This window comes from Terrimonas sp. (assembly GCF_003075435.1).
GTDB lineage: Bacteria > Bacteroidota > Bacteroidia > Chitinophagales > Chitinophagaceae > Agriterribacter.
Window position 1 is genome coordinate 1 of the sequence record NZ_QCZJ01000036.1, and the last position, 17,363, is coordinate 17,363.

Annotated in this window: 12 protein-coding genes; 7 read left to right on the forward strand and 5 right to left on the reverse strand. The window is 40.5% G+C overall.

Features of this window, described 5'->3' with window-relative positions:
* The first annotated feature begins 285 nt into the window (after positions 1 to 285).
* Both DC498_RS23505 and ccsA read left to right on the forward strand, forming a co-directional pair.
* Positions 286 to 702: a cytochrome c maturation protein CcmE domain-containing protein gene (locus DC498_RS23505; protein ID WP_116876607.1), complete on the forward strand. Its 417-nt coding sequence runs from the start codon at positions 286 to 288 to the stop codon at positions 700 to 702.
* Positions 703 to 891: 189 nt separating this feature from the next.
* Positions 892 to 3,159, forward strand: a complete 2,268-nt coding sequence (gene ccsA / locus DC498_RS23510) for a cytochrome c biogenesis protein CcsA (protein ID WP_240628086.1) — start codon at positions 892 to 894, stop codon at positions 3,157 to 3,159.
* A gap of 948 nt (positions 3,160 to 4,107) precedes the next feature.
* Here the strand turns inward: ccsA and DC498_RS23515 are convergent.
* A complete protein-coding gene (locus DC498_RS23515; RefSeq protein ID WP_116876411.1) occupies positions 4,108 to 5,685 on the reverse strand; it encodes an FG-GAP repeat domain-containing protein in 1,578 nt (525 codons plus the stop codon).
* Positions 5,686 to 5,945: 260 nt separating this feature from the next.
* Between DC498_RS23515 and DC498_RS23520 the strand changes: the two genes are divergently transcribed.
* Positions 5,946 to 6,515 (forward strand): DUF4294 domain-containing protein, encoded by a 570-nt coding sequence (locus DC498_RS23520; protein WP_116876410.1) that lies wholly within the window; start codon positions 5,946 to 5,948, stop codon positions 6,513 to 6,515.
* A 104-nt stretch (positions 6,516 to 6,619) separates the two neighbouring features.
* Here the strand turns inward: DC498_RS23520 and DC498_RS23525 are convergent, their stop codons facing one another.
* Together DC498_RS23525 and cmoA are read right to left on the reverse strand one after the other, a co-directional pair.
* Positions 6,620 to 7,342, reverse strand: coding sequence for a methyltransferase family protein (locus DC498_RS23525; RefSeq protein ID WP_116876409.1), 723 nt, complete (start codon positions 7,340 to 7,342; stop codon positions 6,620 to 6,622).
* On the reverse strand, positions 7,339 to 8,070 hold the full coding sequence (cmoA, locus tag DC498_RS23530) for a carboxy-S-adenosyl-L-methionine synthase CmoA (RefSeq protein WP_116876408.1): 732 nt from the start codon (positions 8,068 to 8,070) through the stop codon (positions 7,339 to 7,341). The genes DC498_RS23525 and cmoA overlap by 4 nt, the downstream gene beginning before the upstream one ends.
* A gap of 295 nt (positions 8,071 to 8,365) precedes the next feature.
* Between cmoA and lysA the strand changes: the two genes are divergently transcribed.
* Both lysA and DC498_RS23540 read left to right on the forward strand, forming a co-directional pair.
* Complete coding sequence (gene lysA / locus DC498_RS23535) at positions 8,366 to 9,577, forward strand: diaminopimelate decarboxylase (RefSeq protein WP_116876407.1); 1,212 nt, start codon at positions 8,366 to 8,368, stop codon at positions 9,575 to 9,577.
* A gap of 49 nt (positions 9,578 to 9,626) precedes the next feature.
* On the forward strand, positions 9,627 to 11,126 hold the full coding sequence (locus DC498_RS23540) for a TlpA family protein disulfide reductase (RefSeq protein ID WP_133176950.1): 1,500 nt from the start codon (positions 9,627 to 9,629) through the stop codon (positions 11,124 to 11,126).
* A gap of 106 nt (positions 11,127 to 11,232) precedes the next feature.
* Here the strand turns inward: DC498_RS23540 and DC498_RS23545 are convergent, their stop codons facing one another.
* Positions 11,233 to 12,096, reverse strand: a complete 864-nt coding sequence (locus DC498_RS23545) for a zinc-dependent peptidase (RefSeq protein ID WP_116876405.1) — start codon at positions 12,094 to 12,096, stop codon at positions 11,233 to 11,235.
* Positions 12,097 to 12,125: 29 nt separating this feature from the next.
* On the reverse strand, positions 12,126 to 13,403 hold the full coding sequence (locus tag DC498_RS23550; RefSeq protein ID WP_116876404.1) for a DUF2130 domain-containing protein: 1,278 nt from the start codon (positions 13,401 to 13,403) through the stop codon (positions 12,126 to 12,128).
* Positions 13,404 to 13,598: 195 nt separating this feature from the next.
* Here DC498_RS23550 and DC498_RS23555 point away from each other — a divergent pair, with 195 nt between their 5' ends.
* Positions 13,599 to 14,471, forward strand: a complete 873-nt coding sequence (locus DC498_RS23555) for a sugar phosphate isomerase/epimerase family protein (RefSeq protein ID WP_116876403.1) — start codon at positions 13,599 to 13,601, stop codon at positions 14,469 to 14,471.
* Complete coding sequence (locus DC498_RS23560) at positions 14,468 to 17,344, forward strand: PVC-type heme-binding CxxCH protein (RefSeq protein WP_116876402.1); 2,877 nt, start codon at positions 14,468 to 14,470, stop codon at positions 17,342 to 17,344. The genes DC498_RS23555 and DC498_RS23560 overlap by 4 nt, the downstream gene beginning before the upstream one ends.
* The last annotated feature ends 19 nt before the right edge of the window (positions 17,345 to 17,363 follow it).

Sequence of the window (17,363 nt, forward strand, 5' to 3'; positions counted from 1 at the left end):
ACTACTTTTTGCTTAAAGCTAATACTATACCGGATCACCGTTTGGACATCTCTTGTCATGGTATTACAGATTTTTTTGTTCTTAAATCTGTCTACTTATGCTAGGACAAGACACTGATAGCTGATCGCTGAAAGCTGATACCCGACAGCCATCAATATGTTAAAATTTTGTTGAACAGTTTAATTTAAGCGGAGGCAAAATAGCAGTGCTTATTTATTAGTTGTTTAAACGAGTATTGCGTTGGTTTTTAAGCTAATTTTGCGGAGTTCAACCGGATTTTCCATTATGAAAAGAATTCATATAATAACATTGGTATTGATTGCTGTAGCTATTGCATATATGCTGGTTACCATGTCAAAAGATCTTACTACTTACGATACCATTGCTTCAGCCCGCCAGAAACAGGGAAAATATATTCACCTGATAGCCAGATTAGACAGATCAAAGGATATTCAGTACGACCCGGTTAAAGACCCCAATTACCTTGCTTTTTACGCGGTTGACTCACTGGGCGGTCAAACAAAAGTTATATACCACAGCACCAAGCCGCCGGAGCTGGAAATGAGTGAAAGAATAGTGCTGAAGGGTAAAATGAACGGCGATACATTTGAGTGCAAAGAGATATTATTAAAATGTCCTTCTAAATACAAAGACGATCCTGCACACCAGGAAAAAGAATTAACAAACAAAATGCAGGATTAATCAGACATGCTTTATCAGGGTGAACACTTATGGGCAGGGCAATTAGGACATTTTTGCGTCCTCTTGTCTTTTATAGCTGCTTTGGTTGCAACGTTTTCTTATTTTAAGGCTACGCAGGCCAGATTAGTAGAGGAGCATAATAGCTGGAAGAAACTTGCGCGTATTTCTTTTTACATTGAATTTGTTTCTGTGATAGCGACATTTGTAATGTTGTATATCATTATTTACAACCATTATTTTGAATACCAGTTTGCATATAAGCATTCAAGCCGCACACTCCCTACTGAATATTTGCTGAGTAGCTTTTGGGAAGGGCAGGAAGGTAGTTTTATGCTCTGGAATTTCTGGCATTGCATACTTGGTTTATTGATAATAAGCACGGCAAAGAAATGGGAGGCTCCTGTTATGACTGTTGTTTCGCTTGCCCAGGTGTTTTTATCTTCATTTGTAATAGGTATTTATTTTTTCGATGTAAAGGTCGGCAGCAGTCCGTTTGTATTGATGCGCAATGAAAATCCCTGGGCGCCAATCTTCCAGGACCCGCAATACCTGCAAAAATACCTGCGTGATGGAAATGGACTCAATATACTGTTACAGAATTACTGGATGACAATACATCCACCCGTGATCTTCCTTGGTTTTGCCTCTACCATTGTTCCTTTTGCATTTGCCATAGCAGGATTGTGGAAGAAAGAGTATAGTGAATGGATAAAACCTGCCCTGCCCTGGACGCTTTTCAGTGCCGCGATGCTGGGGGTTGGTATAATGATGGGGGCAGCCTGGGCTTATGAATCGCTTACATTTGGCGGCTACTGGGCATGGGATCCTGTAGAGAACGCATCACTGGTTCCCTGGCTGATCATGGTTGCCGGGCTGCATATTATGCTGGTGAATAAATCAACAGGACATTCATCCAAAGCCAGCTTCTGGTTTTTGTTCCTTGCATTTTTAACATTAATATATTCAACATTTCTCACCCGCACCGGTGTACTGGGCGATACATCTGTACATTCATTTACAGGAGAAGGTGATTCTTTATTCTGGCACCTGATCATAAAAATGTCTTTATTCTCCCTGTTGTTTGTTTTCCTTTACTTTAAAAACAGCAAACAAATCCCGGTTGTAAAAAAAGAAGAAGAAATATCATCAAGGGAATTCTGGATGTTTGTTGGAGCGCTGGTGTTTTTAATATCCGCGGCATATATTACGTTTTATACTTCATTGCCTATTATCAACAAAATATTCGGAACGAACAAAGCCATAGGCGAAGACCCTGAATATATTTATAACAGGGTGATGATACTGATAGCGGTAATTATCGGTTTGCTTACGGCTATAACACAATACCTGAAGTATAAAGGTACTCCGCGGAATTTCTGGATGAAAAAGGTTGCCGTTCCTACTTTCATCGCGGCGTTGATCTCCCTGTCAATAAGTATTTTCGGAAAAATAAGTTATGATAAGTATGGTGCAGGGTATCTCGGCGCTATACATCTTGCATTGTTCGCGTCAATATATTCGGTAGTAGCGAACACCGCATATATCTGGTCGGGTTTAAAGGGAAAATTAAAATCAGCGGGTGGTTCGGTTGCGCATATCGGTTTTGGATTGGTGCTTGTTGCGATCTTAATTACTTCTTCAAAAAAAGAAGTGATATCTATTAACAGAACAGGCATAATGATACCGGGCTTAACAGACCCTAAAGGAAGACCTGATAGCGGGCTTGAGAATATTACACTTATAATGGGCGTGCCTACACCTATGGGCAAATACATGGTAACATATGAAGGAGATACCAGTTTGCCGAATGATGAGAAGATGTATTTTAAAGTAAATTATGTACATAAGGATTCTGCAACACAAAAGATAAAAGAGCAGTTTACATTATATCCTGATGCATTTTTAATGAAAGGTGAGGAGGGAAGAACAAGTCTTTCTGCCAACCCGGATTCGCGTCATTACTGGAACAAAGATATTTTTACGTTTGTAACCTCCATGCCGGATCCTGAAGCCGCGAAAGATACTGCTTCATTTAAAAATTTTCCTGTGCGCACAGGCGATACGATATATTATTCGAAAGGCTATATTTTAGTTGACCAGGTAATTGAAGCGAATAAAAACAGCAACAAAGATCTTCCGTTGGTTGACAGTGCGTGGCTTGCAGATGTAAGCGTTGTAAGCAATGACGGCATGAGCTATAAAGCAAACCCGGCCTTGTTTGCCAAGGGCAATAACTTAATACCTAAACGTGATACTGTTATTTCTCAAAGCCTTGTGCTGCAGGTTGATAAAACCGCTAAAGGAATTGAACTGGGTGTTAAAGAATCTAACGCGGTAATGAAGTATATTACCTTAAAAGCGTTTCAGTTTCCTTTTATCGGGCTGCTATGGCTGGGGGTGATTATTATGACCATTGGGTTTTTTATGAGTATGTTCCGGAGATTTTCAGCCAATTAGGTTCATAGATTTTTGGGCGCATTCTAAATTGTCGCACCATTATTCTCCTCGCCACTCCGTGGAGAGGAGATAAAGCCTGCCTGTTCGGTAGCTGCCCTGTACACATGCCTATATTGGGTATATAAGCAGCCCCTGCTGTAAAAGTATTAACACTTGTGCGTACAGGGTAGCTGTTTGGTAGGGGGGTGAGGACAAATTAATATGAAGCGACAATTATATATAATACCCCATGAAGAAAACGTCAGTTACAAAACGGAAGCACTCTTACGTCATTTCGATCCCGCCCTCACGTTGTATTGAGTTAATGTATATTGCGGCGGGAGAGAAATCTGCCGGGCAGTAGTACAGTAGTTGAGCTTTGGCATAAAAGCCAAACAGATTTCTCCCGCGCAAGTCAGTGATTTAATTATAGTGTTCGTGTTGGCTTGGTTATAATGACATCATTATGGATGAATTGAAAAACAGGTTTCCTGCGTTGCGCCGTGTGTATAATGATTTAGCATTACAACAAATACTTTTTATAGAATAGCCACGGAATACACTGATGATACTGATAAACACCGATACATTCCGTAAATATCCGCTATATCCGTTTTATCCGTGCTCCATTCTGCGTATCGGGCATGCCCGAAGTTATTTTTAAATAACCCCTGATATATTTCCTGCCACGAATTTCGGTGTCTGCCCGGCGGGAATGGGTTTGTTACACAAAGAGCCACGAAGGATACACAAATTTACACAGAGTGTTTTATTATTCTTTGTGGCTCTTTGTGTAGCCTTCGTGTACCTCTGTGAAATAACCAGTGAATATTGCAACCGGTAAGCCGGGAACTTGTAAGCTGTAACCGGCATCCTGCCGCATAGCGGCCAACTGTTTGTAGAAAGAAAGCAAATGTCATCCTTATATTTTTCCTGGATTTGGAATGCATCCTAGATTTTTCCTCCCGCTCATCTTATTGTATTTTCCAGAACAATAACAGAAGGACCGGTAGTCAGCCATTGTTTTCCCAGCCCTGTTGTGTCTCCGTCTGCTATAAAATAAACAAAAGAGCCTAAAACCAGGTCTGTATCTCCGTCTGCATCCATATCCCCGGCGTCCATTACAATCCATCTCCCTTTTGTTGCTTCCGGAAATGAGTAATCGTCAAATTTCAGGTGCCCTTTATTTTCCAGGTAAATAAAGCTTTCGGTGGCATAATTGCGATAGTCGGGAAAGAAAGAAATAGCAGCAATATCAGGATCTCCGTCCAGGTCATAATCGTTTACCATGGCTTTATATGCGCCATTCATCTGGTAGAAATAAGACTGGCGGAAATTGTTTTTACCATCGTTTAAGAAAATATAAATGCCGTGATAATTTTTCAGGATTGGCGTTTTGTCAGCATTATCACCGCACACATATACAATATCATCAAAACCATCTTTGTTAAAGTCAGCCAGCTCAATGTACTGAGATCCGTATAGTGGAGGAAATGATAATAACCGTTTTTCTTTAAACCTGCCTGCTCCCAGGTTCTCGTACAAAAAAACGCCCTCATCAGCCTGTGCCATCAATACATATATATCTGGTAATCCATCTTTATTGGCATCTTTAATAATTGCGGTAATGGCGCCGGGCTTACTGTTGAGCAGATTTTTGGTATAGCCACCGTTTTGGTTTTGCTGAAACCAGGCCAGCTCACCTGTTTGATTACCAAACTCACAAATCACAGCATCTTCCAGCCCGTCTTTGTTCAAATCTTCAAAAGCTATACAAACCGGTCTTTTTAAGTTTGGAATAAGCATATCACCTGATTGAAATCCCATTCCCGTATCTTTTTTTACCAGGCGTTGTAAAGAACCGTCGAATGCATCAGTAGGAAAAATGCCATTTCCTGCAATAGTGAGGAATAACTCATTTGATTTTTCCCTGAACTGCACAGGCGTTGATCTAAGTGGTAAGCTAAAATTTTCCCGGAGGTCAGGGTTTAAAAAAGTTAAAATACTTCGGCCGGGTTTTCCATCTGCGTACGCTATACCCTTATTGTCTGGCAGTATTTTAACCATTGTGGTTAATGCGGGACGATGCGAAAATAACGTTTCCTTATACCGGAAATGTTTAAGCCCGATACGGATAGGGGTTTTTCGTACAGGCGGCAAAATGGTATCAGGTGAATTTTTTATAAAATATTCCTCTATTTTATGCCAGTCTTCTTTTGCTAAAACAGGCTTTTCAGGAAATATATTGGCATTGCGCACCACTTCGCCGCTTATACCAGCATCAAATAAGCTGTCGGGCCTGGATCCGCGGTTATATATACCCATGCGGTAACCCATAGCAGGCAGCACTGAGAGCTTCCAGCTTGAAGCAGGCAATAATTCGGGATTAACAAAAGCATGGCAACTGCTGCAATAGGTTAAAGCCAGTTCTTTCCCCGATAATGATGAAACCGGGGGTTCTTCTATTGCAGGTGTGTCGTTTTTGGGTTTGATTTTACATGCAATAAAAAGTAATACTACCAAAGAAAATGCAATCCATTGTTTCATGTGCTTGCTGAAGATAAAGAATAAATAGCCCGCCAGATACCCAAACCTGTATTTATACACGTTCGTATATTATGCAAAATAATATTCCCTGATAAAGCTTTTTAACTTTGCTTTAGTTAAATTATTCCATGTTGGCAGCGGTTGGGTTACCATTATTGTCTCAGACGTATTAAAAATCAGGAAAAATCGTTTATTTTAATTATTGAATGACGCGTGTGTGTAAATTATATCGTAAATCGACCCTTACCGTACTCTGTGTTATGCTGTGCTTTTTTGCGGCAAAATCACAAAGCAGGTATGGAGTGAATGATACCCTTACTGTTCCTGCTATTATTTATAAGGGCGATACCATGCCTTACCGCGAGCTGTCTACCGTATATATTTTTCTTGATCTTACACCGGCGCAACGCAGGGCGCATAAGGAATGGACCAGGCTGAGGAACGCGGTATATGTTACCTATCCTTATGCCAGGAAAGCTTCTGTTGTTTTTAATGATATTAAGGCGCACCTGGATAGTATTCCGGATAAGGAAAAGCGCAAAGCTTATGTAAAAAGCCGCGAAAAGGACCTGCGCAGCGAGTTTACCAAACCGCTTACTGACCTCTCGGTTTACCAGGGTAAAGTTTTGATGAAACTGATTGCCAGGGAAACAGGCAATACCTGCTACGAGATCATCAAAGATTATAAAGGCAGTTTTTCCGCCGGCTTCTGGCAGAGCGTGGCATGGGTGTTTGGCAGCAGCCTGAAACAAACCTATAATGCCCAGGGTGATGACGCGGTGATTGAGGATATAGTGAGAGAGGTAAGGAGCATGTATGGGTATTATTAAGGCTTTCAACTGTCAGTTCAGCAACGGTAGCTTTCAGCTTCCAGCCAACAGCTTTAAGAAGCTGTTTTTGTCACTGTTTTACATTTTAAATGACCTTGATTACTTTAATCGTTCCACCTGCCTGATTTCTTGAGATATCGTATAGTGAAGTAGTATAATAACAGTACCGGTAAAATAACAGCCAATACCACATTTCTTTTTCCGGTATCATTTTGCGTGAGCTGCGGGTATTTAAAAAGGATGATCAGGGTGATACCTGTGAGCCATACGAATTGAGTGTTATATTCTTTAATCAGCCATCTTTTCCATTTAAATTTCATTGATGAAAATGTAGCTGATATTCCTTTTAGCGAGGGTACCCACCTGTTAACTTTTTTACAATAAGTTTCAAATGATTCACCAAATTTTCCCCGGAGGAAATTTTCTTCGGCTAAAACAATAGACTGGTATATAAAAAGGAATAACGGTATTATAACCGACATATACAATAATGAATTTGCGAGGATGCCTACCCCGGCTAGCATTAATATATTGCCTACATACAAAGGGTTGCGGCAGTGATTAAAAATGCCCTGGGTAACCAGTTGATCTGCGTGAACTTTTCCATCTTTTCCTCCTCTTATTATATAAGCAAGTCCAATGGTCATTCCTCTTGTTATTTGCCCTGTTACTGTTACCAATAAACCAAGCACCAGCGGCCATATATAATAGTTTGATCCAAAAGCAGCTTCGCTGAAAAGCGGGGGTGAAGGAACGAAAAGCAAAAGATATAATACAATAAAGAGCAGGTTACGGTATTTAAAAAAGAAATTGCCTATAGTTATCATGCGTTCTTTTTGGCTATTATTCCAACAAAATTGTACCACTTAAAAAATATCTCGCAGTGCTCAAAGCCTGCATCTCTGAGCAGGGTTATATTTTCGCTGAGCTTATAAGGAATGAGCACGTTTTCAAGCGCTTCTCTTTTCTGTGAAATTTCCAGTTCACTATAATTATGACGGCGTTTCATGTCGTAATAATATTTTATAAAGTCCCGGTTAAAACGACTGTCTTCCGCAAGAATTTTCTCAATCAATATCAAGGAGCCATCCCGGTTTACCCCATCAAATATTTTTTTCAGCAGGCGTTCACGGTTCATTGGTCTCACAAATTGTAACGTAAGGCAAAGCACTACTACCGATGCGTTTTCTATAGTAATATCTTTATTAAGGTCAGCAGTAATTAAATCTACTTTACGCTTGATTTCCAGGGCATTCAGCTTAGCTCTGCATTTGTCGAGCATGTCTTTTGAATCGTCAATGCCTATAAAGGGAATGGTAGCAGGTACTTTTTGATCCATATTGATCAGCGTTGTACCTGTAGAACAGCCAAGATCATATACATATGAACCTTCTGTTGCATGATCAGCGGCCAATTCAGCCGCCATTCTTTGCATTTCTTCATAATAGGGAACGGAACGGTTAACCATATCGTCAAAAACGCCGGCTACTTTACTACTGAATTTAAAGTCAGATGGCTTTGAATATTGCTCCGCAAATACTTTGTCGGTTTCCATAAGATTACGCTAATTGATAGTTAATGGTACAACCTTTTTTTGGAATTTTCCTTTTTTCAATGTTACAAAACCTTAAAATTTATTGCTGTCAGATCATTGTTCAATCAGGTAATTTTTGTAAACCCGGTATAAATTGACAACTTGTATATTCCTGTCCGGCGTTGATCGGTAATTTTTAATAATAACCTATTTTTCCTGATCTACTGCTATTGCTGTAATTTCGCAGCCAAATTTTTTAACCAGGAAGTAAAACCTTGAGTATATTTTCCTCGTTTGCTTCTTATCTCTCAAAATTATGCCACAGGTATTAAGTCATCAGCAATTAATTGATATTGCGGAAAAATTTGGCACTCCAACATATGTATATCATGCAGAAAGAATTACTGAGCAATACAGCAGGCTGACAGATGCATTTTCAGGCATTGATGCTACTTTTTTTTACGCATGCAAAGCGCTTACCAATATTAATGTGCTGAAGCACATCAAAAGCATTGGTTGCAATATTGACTGCAGCTCTGTAAATGAAGCAAGGTTAGCGTTGATGGCAGGTTTTGAGCCGGGCAGGGTTTTGTACACTTCCAATAATATCGCTTTCAGTGAAATTGAAGCGGCGAAAGAATTGGGCGTGCATATCAATATCGATAGTCTTTCCAACCTCGAAAAATTTGGGAAAAAATACGGGCATAGTTATCCTGTTGGGATAAGGCTGCGTCCCAATATTATGGCAGGCGGCAATTTAAAAATCTCCACTGGTCACAGTAAAAGTAAGTTTGGTATACCGTTAGAAGATGTTGATAAAATAGTGCAGTTGGTAAAAGATACGAATCTTCATATCCGTACATTGCATATACATACCGGCAGCGAAATAAAAGATGTGGATGTATTTGTAAAAGGCATTGAGGTAATGTTTGAAGCAGCTAAGCATTTCCCTGAGCTTGAGATAATTGATTTAGGTGGAGGTTTTAAAGTGCCTTATGAACCAGGTGATGAGGGAACAGATATCCAGTTACTTGGTAAAAAGGTAGCTGAGGCATTTTCCGCATATGCAAAGCAATATGGTAAAACATTCAGGGTATGGTTTGAGCCAGGCAAATTTATGGTGAGTGAAGCGGGATATTTTGTAACGAAAGTAAATGTGCTGAAACAATCCGGCGATATCCGTTTTGCCGGGGTGGACAGCGGGCTGAATCATTTGATTCGCCCAATGTTTTATGGCTCTTATCATCATATTGAAAACATATCAAATCCGAAAGGGAAAATGTTGCCGTATAATGTAGTAGGAAATATTTGTGAGACGGATACATTTGCAGACAACCGTATGATTGCGGAAGTAAGAGAAGGCGATTACCTGGTATTTTATAATGGCGGCGCCTATGGCTTTGAAATGGCTTCAAATTATAATTCAAGATTTCGCCCTGCGGAAGTATTGGTTAAAAACGGTGAAGCCAAATTGATAAGAAGAAGAGAAACGATAGACGATATTATCAGCACACAGGTGCTGGATTAAGATTTATAATACCCTTGCAGTATTTACTCAACCCAAAAATGTATTGCTATTGAAACGATCAGGCTTGTTGTTAGTGTTATGGTGTTTTGTGCTGACTGTTGTTGCGCAGAAGCCCCAGGCAACTATTGAATTAAAAGTTGCAGGATTGGAAGAAGGGCTTGTTAATATTCTCCTGCCTGTAAATCATACGGTTTTCTGGGGTGCGATGCGCACCGATACTCTCCGTGGTAAAAAGCCATTTGTAATTTCTTTACATGAAAATCAAACCGGTTTTGTAAGCATTAGTATTTTTAACAGGGAAATAAAATTATTTGTACAGAAAGGAGATGCTTTACGGGTAACCATAGACGAAGAGAATGAGGAAACTCCCCTTATTATTGAAGGCAATAACAGGGAAGGACAATTACAATTGACAAAAGCGGAGCTGCTGTATCCCGGAAGTTTGATAATGCGCTATAAGAATGATACAACGGCTGCTTTACTTCAGAAGCACGTGGAAGAAGATAAGCAGGTACGATTGAACGTTTTTAAATTGTTGTATGAACAGAAAAAGATTGACAAAGCTTTTTACGATTTTATAGTACTTACGCTTGATTATTATCATGCATCACTAATATCAGAAGTAATTGCCAGCAAATATGCGACTACCCTGCTTGAAAAAGACAACCCGTTTTACAAGCCTGTTTTTCCTGCCGATTTCGGTACACTATGGGAAAAGGTATATAAGCAGTACCCGGTGAATAATCCCCCGGCATTGCGAACTTTTGGTTACAGCGATAAATTCAATACCTATGCCGGAGATTATATAAGTGGTTACCTGGGCTGGCAAAAGAATAAACAAGGCTCATCGCCTGCGCCGCCTGCCGATCCTGCTGCAGATATGAAAGAAATGTTCAGACGTATTCAAAACAACATGCAACCCCCGGTTGCTGAGTTTGTGCAGGCGGATCTGCTATACTCGTCACTACAGCTTGAAGAAAATTATAAAGCTTTAGGATTATTATTTAATGATTTTAAAAGGCGTTACCCGCAGAGCGCATACACAGCTTTTATTCAGCCACTGGCAGATAAGGCCATTGCTTATGATAAAAAAGTTAGCCAACCGTTTTCACCGGAACAAAAAATTATCCCGAATTACGCAGCTATCAACACATTCAGGGACTTAATGCTGCTGTTTAAAGGCAAAACTGTATATATTGAATGCTGGGCTACCTGGTGTATTACCTGTAAAGATCAGTTTGATCATGAAGCTGAGTTGCACAAATATCTCCAGTCAAAAGGAGTAGAGCATTTGTTTATTTCGGTGGATGTTGAAAACAAAGAAAGTGAATGGAAAGAACTGATAAAGTATTTTGATTTAAAAGGTAATCATATTAAAGCCAATGAAAGACTGATAAGAGATCTTTCAAGAATATTCTGGAACGGAAAAGGCTATGCATTACCGTTATATATTATTATAGATGCCGAAGGTAAAATCTCAGAAGCGGATGCACTGGCGCCAGCAGACAGGAAGAAATTATATCAGCAGATAGGTAAGTATGTGAGGTAAGGCAATATGTGAATTTAGGCTTACCCTGATTTCTCCTTTACTTTATTAAGCTTCAAACCGGGAAACTGAATTGATTTTATCTTCCAATATTCTTTAAAACGACATTTTAACTTGACTGAAACAAATGATTCGGATAGTTTAGCGGGTCCTGGTTGAGGATATCACACAGCGCTTTATATAATTCGGGGTAATGCAGTTGTAGCCGGTCAGGGCTTTTAAAGTAGATCTCTATACTTTCTGCCCAAAATTCCTGGAAATCTTTAATGGCATATTCTGAATAAAGCCCGATAGTGAGCACTTTTTCTACATGATATATTTTATCGCCAATGGCATTAAACATCTGGAAAGATTCACGGAAATCTTTATCAATATATAATTCGGTTTCAAAATTCTGGTAGTATAGCGCATGTGCCATTTCATGCAGCCCTACATTCTGCAGATCATATTTGTTTTTATAACCTTCCAAAAACTGCTTCCAGGCAATATTGATGGTATTGCCGGTTACATTGCCTATAAGTATTCTGAAGGGCTCCAGCCCCACAAAAGCCTCCGGAAAAATTTGTATGATATTGAAATGTGATAACAGGAATTTTTTTAAACCAAAAGTCAACTGTATAGCCGAAGCGCTGAGCAGGATCGGCATTTCGCGGTATCCCTTTTTATCATGAATTACAAATATTTTGTTATGAATGAATTTGCGCAGGCGATTGATGAATTTTTCTTTATCAATATCCAGCAGGCGGTTATAATATTGAAAATGTTTTGAAAGTACAATATGAAATACTTCATCAGAAAATTCCAGTTCGCTGCCATTGTATACCAGCGGGCATTCAATATGCGCATCTTCCTGGGCAAGTTTATCATGCCCCTGCTGATCAGCAGATTCAGTAATCGTCTGACGGATACGCGTATGCGAAAAGTGCCAGATTAAAGCAATAGCTAATATGATGGGTATTATCCAGATATACATCAAAACGCGCTTGGACAAGGTATAACGTATCAGTTACCCAATAAATTATCTTTATCCTCTTCTTCAAGCAAATTTAGGTCAATAGAGTCCTGACCTGCTATTCCTTCTATGGATCCCCGGATATGGGCGGCATTTAACAATACTTTTTCAAGGTTTTTTTCCCGCGCCTTCCATAGTTTTTCCATAGCGTCTCTCTCTCTTTGTATAGATATTTTCATGGAAAGAAAACCTTCCCGTATTGCCTTCCATTGTTCGGCGAATTCTCTGCCTGTTAAATAATCATATAAAAGGTGCATTTTATCGCCTTTATTTTCCTGCGACCGGGTGGCAGTGAAAATTTTAATAATACTATCCCGCAAAATATGCGCCAATGCGCTTACCTCCGCAAAAGTGCAGATCCAAACACCGTTTTTTTCTCCAAACTGATCCATATCTTTAGGCATGGCCTGCGTAACAATTACGGCTATGTCTGCATCCCGGGTACGCATATCAACCCGCAATTTTTCTATCCAGTCGGCAGAAAAATGCTGCGTACGCTTGCTTTCGTATATAATTTTACCACATTCCTGTCCAAACTGGTTGCGGATGGTTTGAATGCAGTCAGCTCCTTTAGCGCCTTTGCCTACTTCATTTATTTCGTCAAAAGGGAAAGCGTTTTTTAACAAATCTTCAAGCAATAACTCCTGCACTTCGCCCTGCATTTGCATTGAACCCTGTTCGGCTTTGCGTTTCATCTGGTCAATCAGCTTTTTCTGATCGTCAAGCTGCTTTTCCATTTCCTTCATTTTAAGCTGGTGCTCGGTTTCCCGGGCATGCACTTTTTGTTCCTCCAGCCTGCGCACTTCATCCGTTATTTTTTCTCTTTCTGCGAGCAATTGTTTCTGTACCTGTATTTCCAGCTCCTGCTCTTTATTTTTCAGTTCCTGTTCTTTGCGCAGGTATTCCAGCTGCATATTGCGTGCTTCCTGTAATTTTATTTCATTGTCTTTATTAGATTGCTGCAATAACCTGAGCTGGTTTTCAAAATCCGCGCTTATACTTTTACGCAGGTTTTCCTCAAGCGATTGCTGGAGCTTTATTTTTTCCTGCGATAAGCGGTTGGAGTATTCCGTTTCCTTTTGTTGTATTTGTTGTAATAATGCCTGCTCTTTTTTAAAGAACTCTTCCTGTTTTTTTACATTTTCTTCTTCCTTCTTTTTGATATACTCGTTCATCTTTTCACGCAGTTCCTTTTTATATTCTTCAGAAACCGCATCTTCCATCTGGAACACATGACTGCAATTCGGACATTTTATCTGGGTCGCCATTTTCTAAATTTATGCAAGTTTACAAAACCCGGTAAAAATTGATATATTTAATTATTGGACTATGAGCTGTCAGCCGTCAGCTATCAGCTTTGGGCGATCAGTGGTGACAGGTTTTAAGTTGCGGGTCTTCTTGGATGCTGATACCTGAAAGCTGATACCTGACCGCCCAAAGCCCAAACCTCAAAACCTAAAGCCATGTATTCACGTCGCCTGCTTATTAAGAAATCGTTGCTGCTTTCGTCGCTGATGCAAACAGGTGTTTTTAAAACCCTGATGGCTGCATCGTCAATGCCTGCAATTAAAATTGGCGCATGCGACTGGTCTATTGGCAAGAGCAGTAATGTGGAAGCTTTTGATGTAGCAAAAGAAATTGGTTTAGATGGTATTATGGTAAATATGGGTGGTCCTGATAACGACCTGCATATACGCCACAAAGAAGTGCAGGAGGCATATAAAAAAGCATCCGGGCGAACAGGCATTATTGTTTCAAGTCTTGCACTGGGGCTCTTTAATCAATATCCTTTTCACAGCGATCCGCGCACACAGGATTGGATAAAGTATTCGATAACAGCAGCTAAAAATCTTAATACCAAAGTAGTGTTGCTGGCATTTTTTAATGCGAGTGATCTGCGCAATGACGCATCAAGAAAGGAAGCAGCAATACAACACCTTAAAGCAGTAATGCCGCTTGCAGAAGAAACAGGCGTGATATTGGGCATCGAATCTTATCTCAATGCAAAAGAACACGAAGAAATAATGGATGCTGTAGGGTCTAAGAACCTGAAAGTATATTTTGATTTCAGGAATACGGCTGATGCCGGTTTTGATCCTGTAGCTGAATTTAAAAAATTGGGGAAAGACAAAGTGTGTGAACTGCATATGAAAGAAAATGGCTTTTTACTGGGCAAAGGAAGTGTAGACTGGAATGGCGTTGCTGATGCCGTATATGCAATGAATTATACCGGTAATGGCTGGATGCAGATTGAAGGCGCCATACCCAAAGGCGCGGAAACCGTTTTAAGTTATAAACATAATCTCGCTTACTTACGTAAATTATTTTATAAATGATTTTTAAACGCTTGCCTCTTTTCGCTGTATTTTTTTTATTAATAAGTATAAGTTGTAAACAGCCCTCAACGAAAGCCAAAACAGATTTACCTTTTTATCTTCCTGATGATCTTGAAGCTACTTTGTGGGCTGAATCTCCCATGTTTTTTAATCCTACCAATATTGATATTGACGCGAGAGGCAGAGTGTGGGTAACCGAAGCGGTGAATTACAGGAATTTCAACAATGATTCCACTAAATTTTTTCATCACGCTAAAGGCGACAGGGTAATGATACTGGAAGATACCGATCACGATGGCGTGGCAGATACTGCTAAATTATTTGTGCAGGATACCAGCCTGGTGGCGCCGTTGGGCATTGCTGTGATAGGTAATAAAGTATATGTATCATGTGCGCCGAATATCATTGTTTATACCGATGATAATGGCGATGATATTCCTGATAAGAAAGAAATTTTTCTCACAGGTTTTGGTGGAAAAGACCATGATCATTCTTTGCATGCGGTGCTTGCCGGACCGGACGGGAACTGGTATTTTAATACCGGTAATGCAGGTCCGCATATTGTAACGGATAAGAATGGATGGACGTTGCGGTCAGGAAGTATTTATACCGGCGGCACGCCTTATAATAAAAAGAATGAAGGCAATATGAAAAGTGATGACGGTAAAGTTTGGGTGGGAGGTCTTGCCTTGGGCATACAACCTGATGGTGCGGGTTTAAAAGTGGTCGGGCATAATTTCAGGAACGCCTATGAGCTTACAATGGATTCTTATGGTAATATATGGCAGAATGATAATGATGATGAAGTTGCGGCTTGTCGTGTATCATGGTTGATGGAAGGTGGTAATGCGGGTTTTTTTAGTACTGATGGCACAAGATCATGGCAGGCAGATCAACGGCCCGACCAGGATATATTTACAGCGCACTGGCACCAGGAAGATCCGGGTGTAATGCCGGTGGGCGACAGGAGCGGGGCAGGAGCGCCTACAGGAATAGTGCTGAATGAAGGTGATGCTTTAGGTGCTGCGTACCGCGGTATGCTGATGAGTGCTGATGCCGGAAGAAATGTGATTTTCGGGTATCTCCCTATTCGGGAAAAGTCAGGTTTTTTGCCAGGTAAGAGAACCAATTTTATTACTTCTCTCAGTGATGATAATCCTATGTATGTGTGGAATGACAGCGCTGCAAATACGCATAAGGAAAAATGGTTCAGGCCAAGTGATGTAGCGATAGGAACGGACGGCGCTATCTATATTGCCGACTGGTATGATCCAGTGGTGGGCGGTCACCAGATGAAGGATACTACAGGCTTTGGAAGAATATACCGCATCACACCCAAAAATAAAAAACTTACTACACCCAATATTGATTTGAGTAATACGGAAGGACAGATAGCTGCCTTCCGGAATCCGGCTATCAACGTACGGTATCTGGCATTTACCGCGTTGAAGAAACAAGGAGAATCAGTGATTGAACCGGTAAAGGCATTACTGAAAGATGAGAATCCATACATACAGGCAAGGGCCGTTTGGTTGTTGCCGCAGCTCGGAACGAAGGGTGTTGCTGAAACAGAACAACTGCTAAAGAGTGACAATGAAATGATACGCGTTACTGCGTTCAGGTCGCTTCGTGTAGCCGTACCTGATATATTGCCTTATGCTTTGCAATTGCAAAGCGATCCTTCTGCATTAGTGAGAAGAGAGGTGGCAGTTGCTATACGTGATCTATCGTTTGATAGAACGAAACCAGTTCTTATCGAACTGCTGAAACAATATGATGGCGAAGACAAATGGTACCTGAATACAATTGCCGCTGCGGTAAAAGGGCATGAGGAAGACTTATATGCCGAAATAAAACAAGTGTTTGCTGAAGGAAAAGCACCCGGTAAATGGGACGGGAAGATGACAGGCATAGCATGGGATTTGCATCCTGCGGCAGCGCTTGGCGATCTTTTGCAAAGAGCAACAGATTCAACGCTTGATGCTAAAGAAAGAAGGGCGGCTATTACAGCTATTGCTTTTATGAAAGACAAGAAAGCTGCTGAAACAATGTTCTCATTAAGCAAAAGTACGATGAAAGATGTGGCAGAACAGGCTTCCTACTGGCTCTCGTTCAGGCAGGGAAATGACTGGTATAATTTGCTTGACTGGAAAAAAATAAATGTAAATACCGGGCATGAGCGTAAAGTAGCTACAATGAAAGCGAAAATGCATGCGGTGCTGGATGAGGGACTGTCATTTGATGCGAGGAGATACAGGTTAAGAGATATGGCAAGAGATTCTGTAGGAGGACAAATGCTGATAGGCCTGGCTGCTGATAATAAATTTCCTAAGTTGCTTGTTCCGCCGATGGAAGAATACATTTTTAAGAACCCCGACCTTGCGGTGAGAGTACAGGCTGGTAAATATTTTAAACAGCCCGGCGGGCAAAAAGTATATCCGATTGAAGAGATTGCCGTATTGAAAGGCGATGCGGAATCAGGGAAAAAAGTATTCACCGAATTTTGTGCTTCCTGTCATCGCATTCAGCAAACAGGTAATGATATTGGTCCTGAGTTAACGAGTATCGGTAAGAAATTTGATAAGATTGGTTTGTTGGATGCAATCATCAATCCGAGCGGCGCAATATTGTTGGGGTACGAGCCCTGGCTTGTAAATATAAAAGACGGAGAATCTTTCTTTGGTTTTTTAATAAGTGAGAACAATCAATCCATCACTATAAAAGATGTGGCGGGAAAACAGCATATTGTTCCTGTTGAAAAAATAAGTTCAAGAAAAAAACAGGATAAGAGTCTGATGCCGGAACCTGCAGTGGCAGGCGTAACAGGGCAGCAACTGGCAGATGTAGCAACGTATTTGCTGGGGAGAAAGTGAGTTGGAGGTTAATCAGGGA